Origin of the sequence: Kitasatospora sp. NPDC058965 (genome assembly GCF_042741245.1) — a bacterium.
Classification (GTDB): Bacteria; Actinomycetota; Actinomycetes; order Streptomycetales; family Streptomycetaceae; genus Kitasatospora.
This window is the reverse complement of record NZ_JBHYKG010000153.1, coordinates 1-16,120: the sequence shown is the minus strand read 5'-3', so window position 1 is coordinate 16,120 and position 16,120 is coordinate 1. Positions and strand designations below refer to the sequence as shown.

13 protein-coding genes are annotated in these 16,120 nt (G+C 72.5%); 9 read left to right on the top strand and 4 right to left on the bottom strand.

All coding sequences use genetic code 11. The features are described 5' to 3' along the window. On the top strand, positions 1 to 312 hold a 312-nt coding region (locus ACFW1A_RS23860), incomplete at its 5' end, for a UTRA domain-containing protein (RefSeq protein WP_380411299.1). Between the two features lie 194 nt (positions 313 to 506). Beyond that, on the top strand, positions 507 to 1,739 hold the full coding sequence (locus tag ACFW1A_RS23855; RefSeq protein WP_380411297.1) for an XRE family transcriptional regulator: 1,233 nt from the start codon (positions 507 to 509) through the stop codon (positions 1,737 to 1,739). 78 nt (positions 1,740 to 1,817) lie between these two features. On the opposite strand, the gene ACFW1A_RS23850 is transcribed toward ACFW1A_RS23855, so the two are convergent. From ACFW1A_RS23850 to ACFW1A_RS23835, 4 genes are all read right to left on the bottom strand, one after another. Beyond that, positions 1,818 to 2,633, bottom strand: coding sequence for an alpha/beta hydrolase (locus tag ACFW1A_RS23850; protein ID WP_380411295.1), 816 nt, complete (start codon positions 2,631 to 2,633; stop codon positions 1,818 to 1,820). A gap of 90 nt (positions 2,634 to 2,723) precedes the next feature. Further along, a complete protein-coding gene (locus ACFW1A_RS23845) occupies positions 2,724 to 3,245 on the bottom strand; it encodes a hypothetical protein (protein WP_380411292.1) in 522 nt (173 codons plus the stop codon). Positions 3,246 to 3,350: 105 nt separating this feature from the next. After that, entirely contained in the window at positions 3,351 to 5,069 is a 1,719-nt protein-coding gene (locus ACFW1A_RS23840; protein WP_380411290.1) for a hypothetical protein, read from the bottom strand. Beyond that, positions 5,066 to 5,773 (bottom strand): hypothetical protein, encoded by a 708-nt coding sequence (locus ACFW1A_RS23835; RefSeq protein WP_380411287.1) that lies wholly within the window; start codon positions 5,771 to 5,773, stop codon positions 5,066 to 5,068. Before ACFW1A_RS23835 ends, ACFW1A_RS23840 begins: the two co-directional genes overlap by 4 nt. An 848-nt stretch (positions 5,774 to 6,621) precedes the next feature. On the opposite strand from ACFW1A_RS23835, the gene ACFW1A_RS23830 reads away from it, so the two are divergent. The 7 genes from ACFW1A_RS23830 to ACFW1A_RS23800 form a co-directional block, all read left to right on the top strand. Next, the gene (locus tag ACFW1A_RS23830; RefSeq protein WP_380411285.1) at positions 6,622 to 7,716 is read left to right on the top strand and encodes a hypothetical protein; all 1,095 of its coding nucleotides are present in this window, start codon (positions 6,622 to 6,624) and stop codon (positions 7,714 to 7,716) included. Next, positions 7,713 to 8,045, top strand: coding sequence for a hypothetical protein (locus ACFW1A_RS23825; RefSeq protein ID WP_380411282.1), 333 nt, complete (start codon positions 7,713 to 7,715; stop codon positions 8,043 to 8,045). Before ACFW1A_RS23830 ends, ACFW1A_RS23825 begins: the two co-directional genes overlap by 4 nt. Beyond that, positions 8,042 to 8,641, top strand: a complete 600-nt coding sequence (locus tag ACFW1A_RS23820) for a hypothetical protein (protein WP_380411278.1) — start codon at positions 8,042 to 8,044, stop codon at positions 8,639 to 8,641. The genes ACFW1A_RS23825 and ACFW1A_RS23820 overlap by 4 nt, the downstream gene beginning before the upstream one ends. Then, positions 8,638 to 11,220, top strand: a complete 2,583-nt coding sequence (locus ACFW1A_RS23815) for an ATP-binding protein (protein WP_380411275.1) — start codon at positions 8,638 to 8,640, stop codon at positions 11,218 to 11,220. Before ACFW1A_RS23820 ends, ACFW1A_RS23815 begins: the two co-directional genes overlap by 4 nt. Continuing rightward, entirely contained in the window at positions 11,217 to 14,282 is a 3,066-nt protein-coding gene (locus tag ACFW1A_RS23810) for a hypothetical protein (protein ID WP_380411272.1), read from the top strand. Before ACFW1A_RS23815 ends, ACFW1A_RS23810 begins: the two co-directional genes overlap by 4 nt. Positions 14,283 to 14,415: 133 nt before the next feature. Continuing rightward, the gene (locus tag ACFW1A_RS23805) at positions 14,416 to 15,540 is read left to right on the top strand and encodes an NlpC/P60 family protein (RefSeq protein WP_380411268.1); all 1,125 of its coding nucleotides are present in this window, start codon (positions 14,416 to 14,418) and stop codon (positions 15,538 to 15,540) included. 9 nt (positions 15,541 to 15,549) lie between these two features. After that, on the top strand, positions 15,550 to 16,120 hold a 571-nt coding region (locus ACFW1A_RS23800; RefSeq protein WP_380411265.1), incomplete at its 3' end, for a hypothetical protein.

Sequence of the window (16,120 nt, the reverse complement as noted above, 5' to 3'; positions counted from 1 at the left end):
ACCAGTTACCTGCGCTGGGACACCGTCAAGAACACCCCCGTTGCCGACCCCATCAACGAACCGTGGCCCGGCGGCACCAAAGCTCAGTTGGCCACGCTGGGCATCCGGGTCAAGCGGGTGATCGAGTGGGCGATCTCGCGGATGCCGACCGACGCGGAGACAGAGGTGCTGCGGCTCGGCCGGGGCGTGCCGGTGGTGGAGCTGACGCGGCGGATGTTCACCGCGGAGGACGAGGTGGTCGAGGTGGCCCTGCCGATCGTCCGCCGGGGCGACACCACCCGGGTCGAGTACGAGGTAGTCCTGGAGGACTGAACCAGCGCGCCGGCGTGCTGGCGTCCGCGCGCGCTGGTGCTGCACGGCTGGTGCTCCCTCCTGACAGTCGGTCACCCAGTCCACCGCGCCCGGGCGAGCGCGTCGAGGTCAGATCACCGGACACATCGGCCGCTGCCCCGAGATACTGGTGCGCCGTCAGGAAGGCGTTCGGGCAGGGCGAGGAGGCGAACGGGGTGGACCGGGTGGAGGTGGGGGCCGACGTCGGCAACCCGCTGTTCCTCGCCGCCCGTGTCGCCTTGGGCCTCCACACCCAGGAGGAGTTCGCCGCGGCTTTCGAGGCCCGGGCCTGTGAGCTCGGTACCCCGCTGGGGATCTCCGTGCGCCAGGTGCGCCGCTGGGAGTCCCCCCGGCCGGGCTGGCCGAACCGCGCCGCCCGCGAGGTCCTGGTAGCCATCTTCGGCAGGACGCTGGAAGAGCTCGGCTTCGTGCGGCCCGCCCGGCCCGCGGGACGCCGGACTCTGCCCGGCCCCGGCGGTGCCCTCCCCCGGCCGACAGGCTCTCCGCTGCTCGCTGTTCGAGACGCGCTGGATGAGGCTGCCCGCGCCGACTCGCTGCTCGGTCCGCGCGGCACGCTCCCACGGGCGCTCTCGATCCTGGCGGAGATCGAGACCGGCGCCCGGGAGTCGGGTTCTGCCATCCGCCGCGAGCTGCTGGTGCTCGGGGCGCGCGCGGCGGAGTTCACAGCCTGGCTGTACCGAGACTCCGGGGCCCCGCCGGATCGCACCGCCTACTGGCACGACCGCGCGGTGGAATTCGCCACCATGGCCGGCGACGGAGCGCTCCACGCTTACGTGCTGCTCCGCAAGGCGCAGGCGGCAGACGACGATCCCGCTCGCATGCGCGACCTCGCCCGCGCCGCTCACGCCGGGCCGTGGGCTCTGCCGCCCCGCCCCCGCGCCGAGGCCCTGCAGCAGGAGGCCCGCGCGCTGGCGCTCACCGGCGTCCGCGGCGCCCCGATCGACAGGCTGCTCGGCCAGGCCCGCGAGGCACTGGAGGCTGCTCCCCCGCCGACCGCTCCGCCTTCCTGCACCGGGCCCCTGGGCGAGGGCTACACCCTGGAACGGCTCATGGTGCAGAGCGCGCTGTGCCACCGGGAGGCCGGGCAGGCGGCCCGCGCCGTCGACCTGTTCGGCTCGTACCTGGCCACCGGGACGTTCGCGCCCAGGGACCGGGCGTTCTTCACCGCGGCCATGTCCGGTGCCCTGGCGGCCGCCGGTGAACCAGACGAAGCCGCGCGGGCCGGCATGGCCGCACTCTCGATCGCCGCCGAGGCGGGATTCGGCCGGGCACTCGCCGAGTTGCATCGCACCGTGACGGCCTTGGCCAGCCATGCACGGCGACCGGCGGTGCGTCAGCTGCGCCAGGCTGTACGGGAAGCCGTGGTGCCGGCCCCCCGCTCTGCCTAGTGGGCGACGCGCCCTCCTTCCCACAGCCGGTCCTCTGACGGGCGGCACCGTCCGGCCCGGGCGGTGCCGCCCGTCAGGTCAGCGGGCGGTGAGGAAGGAGGTGACCTTCGCGATGACCTGGGCCTGCCAGACCTGGGTCTGCGGGTCGAGGTACTGCGGGTCGTCGTGGACCGCGAAGCCGTGCTGCGCGCCCTCCAGCTCGATCAACTCTGCCGCTCCTCCGAACTCGAAGGTGAGCCGGCGGGAGTCGTCGATGGGCACGAACGTGTCCTTCGTACCGTGGAGCACCAAGGTGTCTGCGGTGATTCGGGGCAGGAGGGCGCTCGGGTCGAGGTAGTGCACCTCGTTGAGCAGGGCCCGGCCGAGCGCGAACGGGCTTCGCTCGGTGTACCCCTGCCGGTCCAGGTCGCGGGCGGCGTCTTCGCTCAGGTAGTCGTCGCGGTTGTAGGGCCGGGAGGTGATGTAGCGCGCTCGGTAGTCGAGCCTGGGGTTGAGCAGGACCAGCTTGTCCACCGTGGCCGGGTAGTGGGCTCCAACCAGGGCGGCGGCTCCGCCGGAGAACGAGGCGGCGATCAGGTGGACCGGCTGGTCCGGTGCCGCCGACTCGGTGCGCAGGTGGTCGGCCGCGGCCCGGATGTCGTTGGCGACACCGGTGATGGTGATGTCCTGCTCGGTACCGTCGCTGGCGCCGTGGGCGCGCAGATCGAAGCGCAGGTTCTGGATACGGGAAGCGGCCAGGGCCGCAGCCAGTCGGGAGAAGAAGCCGCCCTCCTCGCGGGTGACCCCTGCGCCGTGGACAAGCACGGCCAGGCCCTGCGGGCGTTCGGTGGACGCGATGGTGCCGGACAGCCTGGTGCCGTCGAGGGAGGGGAACTCCGATACGCGATCAGCCATGCGCTGATCGTAGCGATCGGGCGGGCAGCCGCCGGGCCGACCGGCCCACCCACCGGCCGGCCCCGCAACTCCACATGTGCTGTGGGGGTTTCACGGCGCTTCGGGCCGGTAGCGGTCGCGTTTCTGCCCGTGGGGCTGCTGAGTTTCGTCCACGAATACCGCCACGAGCCGGGCATCGAAGCGCGGCAGGTACTCGGGCCGGAGCGGCCAGCAAGGACCATACTCGTCCGCCAGCTGCCCGGAGGCGTCCCAGACGCGACCGATCAGCGCAACGGAGTTCACGTACTCGACGTGGTGGGCCTCAACCCCGTCCGAACGCTGCTTCAGCTGGAACATCGCCAGCCCTGGGTGGAACTCCTGACGCAGCCTCTCGTACGCACCGTCACCGCCCCATGGAACATGGACGAGGCCGGCGGCCTCCACGACAGCAGGCAGATCGTCGAGGATCCAGTCGGGGAAGCGGTCCCACTCGGGGCCCTCCTCGTAGGGCCAGCCCTTGAGCCGCCACAGCTCGTCGCGGAAGCAGAGGGCGTTGGTTCCGTCTGCCTCCCTGTACCCCGACGGCCCTCTGGAGAAGACGATTCCGCCAAGGACTTCACTCGCTCCGCTCATGCTCCTGCTATCCGCTCGGCCCGGTCGCTACCGGCCGAACGATCCGTCTCCCCGGGGCGTTCCAGGTTGCCTGCCCCGGGTTCCACGGCGGTGAGGACCCGGGGGTCAGCGCCGCACCGCCGCCTGGAGCGAGCTCAGGCAGTCCGGGCACATCAGCAGGGCCGGCGGGACCCCCGTGCCCGGCCGCCCGCAACGCGGGCCGCCGAAGCCATCGGGGCCAGGGGCCTCGCACCGCCAGGTCGCCACTGCCGCGGTCGGCACCGCACGTGGTGAGGGAGCGACCTGTGGGTTCCACTCGTCCTGCCGGCCCGCGGCCTGGTCGAGCTCGGCCGTCGTCTGCTCCAGGTAGCCGCGGGCCCGATCGGCCTGCCGCTCCGCTCGCAGCAGGCCGCAGATCCGGCACTCCTCGCCGCTGCCCAGGATCACCCCGCGCTCGCAGTCGGGACGCTCGCAGTCCTGGGCCGCCAGGATCGAGGCGAGGTAGCCGACCGGGCCGCGGATCTCCCGGCGGGCGATCTTCTCGGGGACTCCGGCCCGCCACCAGCCGGCGTTGATCCGGTTCAGGGCGTGCTCCGGCGTCCGGCCGGCCGACAGAAGCTCGCGCACCGCCCGGCGCAGCGGGGGGACCTTGATGGCCGGGTGATTACTGACGCCCAGGGCGTCGACCATGGCGAACACCTGGTCCTCTCCTGGCACTGGCCGGGAGGTGGTGGTGCGGATCGTCTTGGTTCGGGGCTTGGGGTTCTTCGTCGCGGCGCAGCCGCTGTTTGGCTTGGGCTGGGTGCCCGCACCGGTGCGGCGAGCCGAGCCGGCTTTACCACCTGTACTGGCCCTTCGGGCGTCCGGAAGGGGCTCGCTGTCACTGGTCTTGTTACTGCTCTTAATGGTGTCCGCGTGGTGCGGCCTCCCTGGTCCGGCTGGTGCGGCTACCCCGGTCCGTGTGGTGCGGCCACCCCCGTCCGGCTGGTGCGGCCACCCCCCGGTGAAAGCGGCGAGCTCGCGGGTTTCGCGGGCGGCCGCGCGGGCCCGCCAGAGGCGGGCGTCGAGCAGGAAGTAGGAGGAGGGGAGTCGGCCTCCTCCGTCGTGTCGGGGGGTGTAGTTGTCCTGGGTGGCGAGGACGCCGTCGGCCCGAAGCTGGGCGAGGTTCCCGGTGACGGCGGTGCGTCCCAGTCCGGTGCAGGCCATCAGCTCCTTGATGGTGGGCGGTCGCTCGGTGATCGAGCGGCTGCGGATGTGGCAGAACGACGCGACGGCGGCATACACGGACTTGTAGACCGGGGAGCGCCGGCCGGTGCGGGCGATGCGGGCGTCGAGCCGGACGTAGTCGATGCCCGGTGTCCGGTGGACGCGGGGCACCGGGTTGCCGTCGGGGCCGAGGACCGGTGCCGGTGCAGGATCGGCGGCGCGCTCCAGGAGCTGACGGGCCCACCGCTCGCGGTCGACGATCCGGTAGAGGTTGGCGTCGGGTACTGCGGGGTTGCCGGGGGCGGTCTGCGGCTGCACGAGGAGGAACTGACGGTCGACCAGGTCGGCGGCGGCCCGGTCGAAGGTGTCGACCGAGCGGCCGATGCACTCGGCGACGGTCCGCCGATAGGGCAGGAGGGCGAAGCGGGCCTCGCTCGACCAGGCCGCCACCGCCTCGGCGGTCAAAGTGAGGTGGTCCTCGATGCTGGCGAAGGTGGCCAGGGCCATGTACGTCGCCTTGGTGGTGGTCGGGCAGGAGCCGTCGCGGGCGAGTCGCGCGTCGAACTCGATGTAGTCGAGGCCGCCGGGTGCGAGCGCGCCGTCGCTGTCCATGGAGAGGCCGGTGAGGAAGTCGGTCACCGGGCCACCGCCGCGGAAGTGGTGCTGGCGGAGGTGTAGACGCTGTCGCGGTCGGGGTCCCAGGACCGGACCTTGTGGGCCTGCGGGAAGAGGAAGTGGCGGTACGGGTCGTCGATCCGCTGGGCGTCGATCGTCGTGGGCGCGGCGCTGATCTCGTCGAGCGCGGTGCGGACTGTGCGGGCGACGAGCAGCCACGCCTCGTGGGTGTAGGGGTGAGCCAGACCGAACTCGGTGGCGGCATCGTCGGCCAGGTAGCCCGCCCAGGTGCGGGCGATGGCGGTGCGGCCCTCGGCGAGCGCGATGTGGACGGCGGCGTACGACTCGCAGTACCAGCGCGGCGGCACGGGCGGGTGCGCGGGCTTGGGCGGGATCGGTGCCGCAGCGGGCTCGCCCGGGGTGCGGGCGTGGGGAACGGCGGCGAGCGGCTGGACGGGAGGGGCCGTGTCGGCCGACCTGGCCCGGCGGAGCCGGGATCGGGCACACCGGGCGACGAGTACCAGGGGCCACAGGAGTACGAGCCCGAGCCAGGTGGCGGCAGCGGCGAAGGGGGTGGCCGGCCGAGGCAGCCGGCGCAGCCAGGCCGCGTCGACTCCGGTCAGCGTGAGGTAGAAGGCGCCGGCGGGGAGGTAGGCGGTGGCTGCCACCGCGAGCACTGCGGGGCAGCCAGCGCTGAGGCTGGGCAGCAGGGTGGGCGGCAGGTCCATCGGGGGCTCCTCGGGCAGCGGTGATCAGCGACCGAGGTAACCCCGCACTCCTGGACACACCCCTTGACGATCAAGGTTCGCCAGATAACGAATCCGCATCCGCGTGCGTCAAGGGGGCGGGTGCTCCTTGATGGTCCGCACCGCAAGCACCTGGACGGTTTGCGGGACGGGGATGCTTTGCGGGGCTGGCCCGCAATCGGCGCTTGCGAGGTGCGGGCCGCAAGCGGGGCTTGCGGTGCGGGACGGGCGTTGCGGTGCGGGGCCGGAAGCCGTGCGCCCCGCACCGCAAGGCGGCCGGGCGGCCCGCAGGCCGGGTCGGCGCTCGGCCGGGTTTCCCCCCGCAGCGCACGCACGGGCGACCGGGCTCGCTCTGCGGCGCAGGCCGAGCGCACCCGCGTCGTGGTCCGCATGACCCGGGTGCGGGACGGGCCGGTTGGTCGCTGGCCCGTTGCTGCTCCTCCCCCCTGCTTCCCGCTGGCCGGCTCCGTCCGGCGGTGCCTGGTCTTGCACACGTCGGCGCGGTGCTGTCGCTGGGCATCAAGGAATCCGCCGACCCTCCGGGGCAGCCATCAAGGTGTCCGGTGACGGCCCGGGGCGGCTGTCAAGGAATCGTCGCCGTGGTCGGGGCGGGGCACCTTGATGCCCTCCGCGGGTGGGTGCGGCACACCTTGATGGACCATCAAGGTGTGCGCTCCTTTCCTTGATGGTGGATCAAAGTAGCAGGTCAGAGTCTTGATGCGGCCCGTTGCGAGGTCGTTATCGGGCGGGTCTCGATCATCAAGGGGTCCATCAAGGGGTCCGGGGTTTCCTCCCTCGACAGCATCCGCTGAGACCCCTTGGAGTCCCTGGTGAGCCCCACCTCCTTCCGACGCGACCGCGCGCCGGACACCCCTTCCCCGATCGCTTCCGGCGCCGAGCTGCACCGCTCCCGCGTCCGCACGCTCCTCCTGCGCGGAGGGATCTGGGCGGCCCTGGCGGCCGGCCCGCTGGCCCTGGCGGTTGCCGTCGCCGTCCCGCAGATGGCGAGCGGCGCCCCCGCGGCCGCGGCCGCCGCACCGATCGTGATCGCTCCGCCGACCGGCTATGCGGAGAGCTTCGTCGACCTGTGGCTGCGCTCGGCCGGAGCCACCGACTCCGCCGCTCTGCGGGCCATGGCCCCCGGAGTCGACCTCCCGAAGGTGACCGGCGCAGCGGCCATGGTCGAGAAGACCGTGGCGGTGCGGAGCGCACCGCTGGGCGGGCGGACCTGGCAGGTCACCGTTGCGGCCACACTCGTGCTACCGCCCGCCGCTCCGCAAGGCGGGCAGTCCCCGCAAGCCTCCCCGCAGAGCGCCCCGCAAGCGCCCGCACTGAGTGTCGGGGCGTCTTCGCAGGGCGCGGACGCTGCGGTGCGGGTCGTGCGGTACTTCGCGGTCCAGGTCTCGATGGTCCGCTCAACCGGGTCGGGCGGCTCGCCGGACTCCCTGGTGATCACCGGAGCGCCGGCGCAGGTGTCGGCCCCGGCGGCGCTGTCCGACAAGGACCCCGCGACGAAGACCTACGGTGCGCCGGTCTCCGACGGTGCGCTGCGCGACACGGTGGCCGGGTTCTTGGCGGCCTATCTGAGCGGCGTGGGTGACAGCACCCGCTACCTCGCACCGTCCGCGAAGATCCCGGCCCCGAACATGGCGCCCTACGCGAAGGTCTCGCTGAAGGGGCTGGAGGCGGCCACCACAGTGCCCGCCTCGCCGGCGGACGGCACGGCGCTGGAGGTGCAGGCCGACGTCCTGGCGACCGACAGCGCCGGGGAGTGGCCGCTGGAGTACCCGCTGCGGCTGACTGCCCGGGCAGGGCGCTGGGAGATCGCGGTGCTTGCCCCGGCCGGTGCCGCCTCGGCGTCCTCGTCCCCTTCTTCCTCCGGCGCTGTGTCGCCGTCCTCCAAGCCGATCGGGGCCAGCCGATGAACGACGTCATGCTCTCCGGGGCCATCCAGAACTTCGGCAACAGCTGGGCGAAGACGCTGCTCGACTGGGTGGCGAGCGGTCTGATGATCGCTCTGACCGCCATCGTGATCGTCCACGCGATCCGCAAGATGTCGATCAAGGCGGCGATCGGCGGGGCGATCGGCCTGGTGATCTGCTGGTCGCTGTTCACCGGCCGGTACTCGATCTCGATGCTGTTCCAGGACGAGTACAGCCAGACCCGGCCCGAGACCACCGCCCCGATCCAGGGCGCGGGCCAGGTGCAGCGTGAGCTGCCCATCACGCTCACCGGTCTGCCGGGCCGGTCGTGAGCAGCGCCGCGCGTCCCAGGATCGGCCGCTCGTACACCAAGGCCAGACGGCATCCGTGGGTGCTGGGCAAGGTGGGCGACTGGAGGATCCCGCTCGGGCCCTACACGCCGCCGCAGTTGGTGGTGGCCGCGGTCGGGGCGTTCCTCCTGATCAAGACGATCAGCTGGTGGGCGCCGGTCGTCGGCCCCTTGCCGGTGGTTGCCTGGGCGATCTCCATCTGGGCCGCGCGGCACTCACGGATCGCTGGCCGGTCCCCCTTCCTGGTGGTGGCGGACGCCGTCTCGCTGATGGTCTCTCCGCGCCACGGCCGGATCGGCTCGCGCGCGGTGCGCCCGATGCGCCCCGCCGTGCTGACCGGCTGTTTCACCTTCGAGGACGCACCCGAGGAGTTCGAACTCCCGCAGCCGGCCATCCCGGAGGCCGCCGAGCCGGAGCCGGTCCATCGCAGGCTCAGCATCTTCGAGTCCCGCCTGCCCGACCCCGCTGCCCCGACCCCGCTCCCCCGACCGGACCCTGCGGCCCCGGCCCTCACTCCCCTGCAGCAGATGCTCGCCGCGGCCGTCGCCGCCCACACCCAGAAGGGAGACGCACAGTGAAGGCGTCCTTCCGCCACCTCTCCGGCAACCTGGTCTGGTCGACCACCGGCACCGTCTGGGCGTTCTGGCGGGTCACCCCGATCGGCTCGCGCTACGCCGGCGACCTGGAGCGCCAGGACGTGCTGCGCCGGGTCACCTCCCTGGTCCGCTCCCTGTCCGGCACCGCGCGGATCTACAGCCTGTGCGCCCAGGTCTCCCCGCGCGAGGTCGCCGAGCGGGTCGCCGGCGACGTCGACCTGGAGGCGAACCCCGGCACGTGGGAGAGCGCGACGGCGGCGTGGAACCTGCTGGAGGGCGCCGAGATGCACCGGCGCACCATCTGGCTGGCCGTGCCGCTCCAAGCTCCCGGCCGCGCAGCCCAGCTCGCCCAGGCGAAGGGCTCGGTGTGGGCGATGTTCGGCGAGCAGGCCGGGCTGCCCGCAGCTGCGGTGCCGGAGAGCGAGGTGCAGGTGTATAGGGGAGTGGCCCGGCAGGTCGCCTCCGGTTTCGGCGGGGGTCTGGAGCTGCGCCCGGCCCGCCCCTCCGAGATTGTGTGGATCCACCAGCACGCCGTGCACCGCGGCATGGCCGAGCCGCTGCTCGCGGACGCCGAGGCCAGCCGCCGCCACGGCGGACGGATCGTCGGCGCCCAGCTGCGCAGCCCCGGCTACGCGAGCCTGGGTCAGGTCCGGCTTCTGGAGGGCGGCCAGGAGCAGGACGGTTCGTCCGTGCAGGAGCGCGGCGGGGTGCGCGACTGGTTCGGGTCGCGATTCAGCGGCAGTGCCTTGTCGAAGTTGTGGCTCCAGGTCGAGACCGAGGAGCAGATCGGCTACCAGTCGCACCTTGCGCTGGAGGAGATTCCCGAGGCGGTGCACGAGAGCTCGGCGGACCTGCTGGCCCAGCTGGAGATCCTGCCGTACCCGGTGGACGCGGTGGTCGACCTGACGCTGGTGGATGCCGGCAAGGCCAAGCGGGCCATCGCGCGAAAGAAGCGGGAGCTCGCGGACCAGGCCGACCAGTGGGCGGCGCACCCGACCGGCATGCCGGACTCGTTGCAGGGCGCTGCCGAGGTGCTGGGCGAGCAGGAGGCGCGGCTGGGTCGCACCAGCGTGGAGTTGGAGGTGCAGTCCCGCACGGTGCTCAGCGTGTGGGGGCCGGCTGCGCAGACGGCCGACGAGCGGGCCCGGGATCTGAAGGCGCGTCTGACCGGCGCCGACTACGGGGTGATCCGGCCGAGGGGCGGGCAGGAGCGGCTGTTCCAGCTGGGCCTTCCGGGTGCGCTGGCCGCGTTCCGCTCGCGGGAGAGCACCCAGTTCCAGTTGTCGGAGGACTGGGCGATGTCCGGGGCGTTCACCGTGCCGGAGATCGGCGACGAGTCGGGTCCGATGATCGGTCAGAGTCTGGATGTGGGCACGACCCGGCCGGTGTACTTGGACCTGGCTGCGGCGCCGCTGAGCAACATCGCGGCAAGTCTTGCGGTCCTGGGGGACCTCGGCTCGGGCAAGAGCGTTCTGCTGAAGCTGATCATCAGCTCCCTACTTGACCGCGGGCACCGGGCGATCGTGATCGACCGCACCAGTCAGCGCGAGTACGCCTCTTTCGCGGCCACCGCCGCGCCGGGCCGGCACCAGGTGATCGACGCGGCCGACGCGCAGGTCTCCATCGACCCGCTGCGGGTGCTGCCGCCTGCGGCAGGAGAGGCGGCGGCGCTCAGCTACCTGCTGCTCCAGACTCAGCTCGACCTGATGTCGCCGGGCGGGGCGGTGCTCAACCGCGCTGTCCGGGCCGCTGCTGTCTGTCGGCGCCCGCACATGGGCGTGGTGCTGGAGGAGCTGCAGTCGATCGCCGAAGAGGGCGGCAACCGCGGTGACGCGGCCGCCGACGTGCTGGACCTGCTGTCCACGGTGTCCGATCAGAGGCTCGCGCGGATGGTCTTCGATCCGTCGCTGCCCGCGCTGTCGCTGTCCGACCTGTCCGCCGACCTGATCGTCTTCACCACCAGCGGCTTGAGCCTGCCGCCCAAGGAGAGCCTGGGCCGGCCGGAGGTGCTGCGCACCCAGCCGCTGGAGGCGCTGATCGGCCGGGCGGTCCTCTACTTGATCGCCGCGATCAGCAGGCACATCTCGTTCACGGACCGCTCGCGCTTCGCCGCGGTGATCTTCGACGAGGTGTACTGGCTGACGTCCTCCGCCGAGGGCTCCGCGCTGATCAAGGAGTTGGCGCACGACGGCAGGAAGCACAACGCGGGCTTCTGCGCGGGCGGGCATGACGCGGAGGACCTCGGTGACGAGACGATCCGCGGCCTGATCGTGCAGCGGATCCTGGCCCGCACCACCGACGAGGCGATGGCCCGCCGCGGCCTGGAGTTCGTCGGGCTGCCCGGGGACGACGAAGGCCTGGTCCAGCTGGTCACCGGCGGGCTGTCACCCCACGGCCAGCCGAACCGGGCCGGCGAAATGCTCCTGCACGACACCCGGGGTCGGGTCGGGCGTATCCAGGTCGTCATCCCATCCCTGCCCAAGTTCAAGGGGATCTTCACCACCCCCGTCACCAACTCCGCCGCGGCTGGCGGCTCGCTCCGGAAGGCGGTTGCGCGATGAACGCCCCGACTCTCCCGGCGCCGCTGGCGCGTCGTGCGCAGCGGGCGGCACGGATCTGGCGGTCGGTCAGGCGGTTCGCCGCGGACTACTGGCCGGGCCGGCGCACGGCACTGCTGACCGGCGGGATGGTGCTGCTGTTCCTGTTCGCGGGGGCCTCGGCCGCCGGGGCGGACGACGGCAGCGGCGAGCAGGGCGGCGTGCTGGCCCCCCTCAACGTCATCTCCTCGGAGGGCGTGCCGCTGGACAACTACGACCTGAAGTCGGAGGACGGCGGCACCACCGACATCAGGTCGCACGTGTGCAACCTGCTGCTGGGCTCCGGGTTTGCCTTGGTACGGATCTTGGTCGGCCTGATGTGCTGGGCCTGCCAGTGGGTCTTCAACTTCCCCGTGGTCAAGACGCTGGTGGAGACCGCCCAGAAGTTGAACGCGGCGTTCTTCCAGGCCGCTGCGAACGACCTGGCGCTGTACGCGCTGTTCCTGGCGGCCGGGGTGGCCTTCGGGTGCGTGCTGATCATGCGCGGCAAGGTCGGACGCGGTGCGGGCGAGATGCTGATCACCCTGCTGCTGTCCACGCTGGTGCTGTTGCCGGCCCTGACCCCTCGCAGTGTGCTGGGCGAGCAGGGCCCGCTGATGCAGTCCCAGGCCGCTGCCCACGAGGTGAGCCAGATGGCCGCCGGGGTCAACGGCCCGGACCCCGGGTGCCTGAGCGACCAGGACAAGAACGACCCGTCCTGCCCGATGCGGATGGTTCTGACGAGGACGTTGGTCGTCCAGCCGTACGAGTTGCTCCAGTACGGGTTCATCCCGGACCCGAACTCCTCGAACGCGAACGTGCGGGCGATCGCCGAGACCCACCGCAAGTGGATCCACGGTGAGTTCAAGGGCAAGAAGGCCGGTTCCTGCGGCGACGGCTGGACCGACTGGATGCCCGGGGACGATGCGCTGTGCCCGGCCACCAGCGGCTGGGAGGACATGAAGGCCGATCTGAAGACGCACGGCCCTGAGGGGCAGGCGGCCTACGACTTCGCGGTGAACAGCAACTGGGACCGCGTCGGCGGAACGCTGTTGGTGCTGGTGGCGGTCCTGATCGTGGCGATCGTCGTGCTCGGCATGTGCCTGGTTCATGTCGGCACTCAGTTCGCGGACGTGACCGCGGCCTCGCTCACTGCGCCGGCGATGGTCTGGGCAATGCTGCCCGGCGGCAACCGCTCGGTCCTGTGGAAGTGGTTGGGGATCTTCCTGACGTCCGTGGTCACGGAGTTCGCGGTCAGCATCATGCTGCCGCTGTTCGCCCTGGGCGCGAACCAGATCATGACGGACAACCAGAACACGGTGGTGATCCAGCGCCTCCTGATCCTGGACGGGTTCGCGCTCGTGCTGCTCGTCTTGCACCGCAGGCTCTTCTCGGCCGCTGGCCAGGTGGGCGAGAGGTTCGCCAACCGCATGCGCTACGCCAAGATCGGCGGCAGCCTGTGGCTCGGCGAGAACTCCGGGATGGCGCTGGCCATGTCCCAGGCCATGGGCACTCTGTCCAACTCCGCGGGTGCGGGAGCGATCGGCGCAGGGCGGGCCGGCCTGGGGCTGCTCGCCGGGGGCGGGCTGTTCGGCGGCGGCTCGGCCGTGCACGGGGCGCTGATGCGCAAGGCGCGGATCGCCGAGGGCCTGGCCGCGATCGCCGACCCGGGGCTGGGGCGCATGAACGCCGGTGCGATGGCCATGGGCGCCTACGGCGAGGTCCGGCGTGGCATGGCGGCCCTGGCGCTGCCGTTCCATGCCGCGCACCAGTTGGTTGCCGGAAACCCGCTTCCCGCCCACAAGCTGGCCCGACGCCTCAAGCCTGTCGGGTCCCGCGGCCCGCTGGGCGGAATCCACCCGCCCGGCGGTCCGTCAGGGCCCGGCGGTCATGGCCCCGGTGGCGCCGGCCCGGCGGGCGGCGGCCCGGCGGGCGGCGGCAGGCCACCGTTCGGACGCCAGCAGCAGATGCCCGCCCACGGCCTCACCCCGGCCGGCCACGCGCTGCACAACACACTGCTGAACACCCGGGCCGGTCGCCTGGCGATCCGCGCCGGCCAGGTCGGCAAGCTCGGGTTCAACGCGACGCTCGGTGCCCCGGCCACCCTGACCCGGATCAACCGTGCCGGTGCGGCGGCGTGGCAGAACGTCAGCCACCAGTGGGACCACTACTCCAACGTTCGCAAGGCCTGGTGGGACGACGAGAAGCAGGGGGCCGTCCTTACCGGCCACGCCGTCCGGAGCGGCTACCGGGCCGCGCAGTCGGGGTACAACGCCGTACAGGCCGGCTACAACCACGTCTACCACCACGCGGCGACCTTCGGCGATGTGCACGGGGCGCACCTGGCTGCCGCGCCATTGATCGCGGCCTCGCACTTCCTGTACGGCGCGGATCCCGCCGCCGTGTCGGAGGCCTTCGCGGCGCGCCCGTCCTACTCCGCCACCACCACGGCCTGGGACCCGGTCGACAGGGCGTCGGACAGCACGCTCGTCCCCGACGGCGACGCCGGCTCGGTGATCAGCCGGGACGGCGACCGCCCCGGGACGGTCTCGGTGACGTTCAGCGGCCACGACGATGGGGCTGCCGGGTACGGCGGCGAGGGCGGGATCGTGGACCACGCCGGCTCCCTCGTCCGGGGTGAGACCCCGAGCACGTCGGCCGGCGAGGTAGCCCGCCCGGAGCCGGTCGATTGGGGGGCGAGCGACCACGGCCCGTCCGACATCCGGTCGGCCCTGGGGCCCGGCGTGGTGCCGCCCTCCCGCCCGGCGATCGTGGTCAACGACGAGCCGGGAATGGTCGTGGACCCCGATACCGGGGAGATCCTCGCCTCCGGGCTGACCTGGCCCAGCGCCTCGTCGCCCGAGGCGCCCGCGGTGGAGGGCTTGGACCTGGACGTTCTGCGACGGGTCGGCCCGGAGGTTCTGCGCTCGCCCGACGGCACCTCGATCGAGGCGCTGCGGATGCGCCGCCACCTCGGCCACGCGCCGGGCGGTGACGGCGCTGTGCGGCCCGGGCCGTCGGCCGACGGTGCCGGTGACGAGTCGTGAGGCGCGCCGCGGACCGGGGCGCCCGCCAGCAGCCGGTCAGCACGGCCTTCGTGGCGACCGGCTGCGGTCGGCACGAAGGACCGGCTGCCGGTGGCCGTCGCAGGACGGCCTTCGGCAGCGGGGGGTGGTGACGGTGTTCAAGATCTTCCGGAAGCTCGGCTGCCTGGGCATGGCGCTGGTGTGCGGGGCCGTGCTGCTGGGCGCGGTCTCGGTGATCAGCATGATCGACGGTCAAAACCCTGGCACCACCACGCCGGTCGGCGCGGTCAGCGACATCCCAGCGCGGATGATGAGCGCCTACGTCCGGGCGGCCTCCGCCGTCGGGCAGCTGGATCCGCAGTGCAAGGGGATGACCTGGCAGCTCCTGGCAGGGGTCGGCAAGGTCGAGTCCGGGCACGCGGCCGGCCACAGCATCGACGCCGGCACCGGTCTCATCACCCCGCCGATCATCGGGCCGATCCTGGACGGCAGCGGTGCTGGCGGCAACACGACGCCGGTGATGGACACCGACCACGGCCGCTGGGACGGCAATGCGACGTACGACGCAGCGGTGGGGCCGATGCAGTTCCTCCCGAGCACGTTCGCCGCGTACGCGGCCCGGGTCCGTCCGCAGGACAGCGGGGCGAGTGCCAACCCGAACAACGCCGATGACGCGACGTTGGCGGCGGCGCTGTACCTGTGCGACGACGGCAAGGACCTGACGGACCCGAACATCTTGAGGACCTCGATCCTTCGCTACAACAACAGCTCGGCGTACGTGGACGAGGTGGTGCGCTGGATGCGGCAGTACACCGACCTCGGCGGCACCCCGCCCAGCGGCCCGGCCCCGTCCGACCGGGTGACGACGGTGATCGCGGCGGCCGCCAGCCAGTTCGGCCAGCCGTACTCCTGGGGCGGCGGTGACGCCAGCGGTCCGACCACCGGCATCTGCTGCTCGAACGGCGGCCAGGACGGCCGGCTGGTCAACGGCTTCGACTGCTCCGGATTGATGGTGTTCGCGTTCGCGAAGGCCGGCATCAATCTGCCTCGTGTTGCCTCCGAACAGACCGGAGTGGGCCAGCGCATCCCCGCCTCGGCAGGAGTCTCCGCGCTCCTGCCCGGTGACCTGGTCTTCTTCGGCAACGCCGACGGGATCTACCACGTCGGCCTGTACATCGGCGGCGGTCAGATGATCAACGCCCCGAAGCCGGGTGACGTGGTCAAGCAGGCCGCGGTCTGGAACTACGACTACGCGGGCGGCGCCCGCCCGATCTCCTGAGAGGCCCCCGTGAAGAAACTGCCCCGCTTCCTGCCCGAGCTCGGCGCGATCGTTCTGCTCGCGGTCGGCCTCGCCCTGCTGCTGCCCGCCGGCCCGAAGCCGCACCACTCCACCGGCGGTGCGCCGTCCGCGTCGGCCCGGGCCGAAGCCGCCCCGGCCACCGCTGCGACCCTCGCCCCAACAACCGCCCCACTCCCGGCCGGTGCCCTGCCGGCCGCCGCGCCGACCAGTGCGCCACCCAGCCCGTCCGCTGTGTCGACGGAAGTGCCCTCCGGTGTCCCGGCGGTCGGTGACGGCCCGGCAGGTGACGTCGCGGTGCAGGCCGCCTTCGCCCGGCTGCACCCAAGCGACCTGAGCGCCGCCGACACCGAGGCCCTGGTGGCACTGGGCCGCGACGTCTGGCTCGCCGAGACCACCGGCGCCGGCCGCACCCGGTGGCCGCAGTACTTCTCCCTGGGCCCCGCCGCCAGCGCCCCCTACCTCTACTCCGGCGTTCGGATCCAGGCCGTGGCCGCGCACTCCGCCACCAGTGCCCCGGACCGGGCCCGCGTCGATCTGCTGTGGGTCGGCACCTCCCCAC

Bases quoted from the DNA above. Each gene is read 5' to 3' on its own strand.
- ACFW1A_RS23825 (WP_380411282.1), top strand. From the start codon at position 7,713: ATGAACGACGTCATGCTCTCCGGGGCCATCCAGAACTTCGGCAACAGC.
- ACFW1A_RS23845 (WP_380411292.1), bottom strand. From the start codon at position 3,245: ATGAGCGGAGCGAGTGAAGTCCTTGGCGGAATCGTCTTCTCCAGAGGG.
- ACFW1A_RS23835 (WP_380411287.1), bottom strand. From the start codon at position 5,773: ATGGACCTGCCGCCCACCCTGCTGCCCAGCCTCAGCGCTGGCTGCCCC.
- ACFW1A_RS23850 (WP_380411295.1), bottom strand. From the start codon at position 2,633: ATGGCTGATCGCGTATCGGAGTTCCCCTCCCTCGACGGCACCAGGCTG.
- ACFW1A_RS23810 (WP_380411272.1), top strand. From the start codon at position 11,217: ATGAACGCCCCGACTCTCCCGGCGCCGCTGGCGCGTCGTGCGCAGCGG.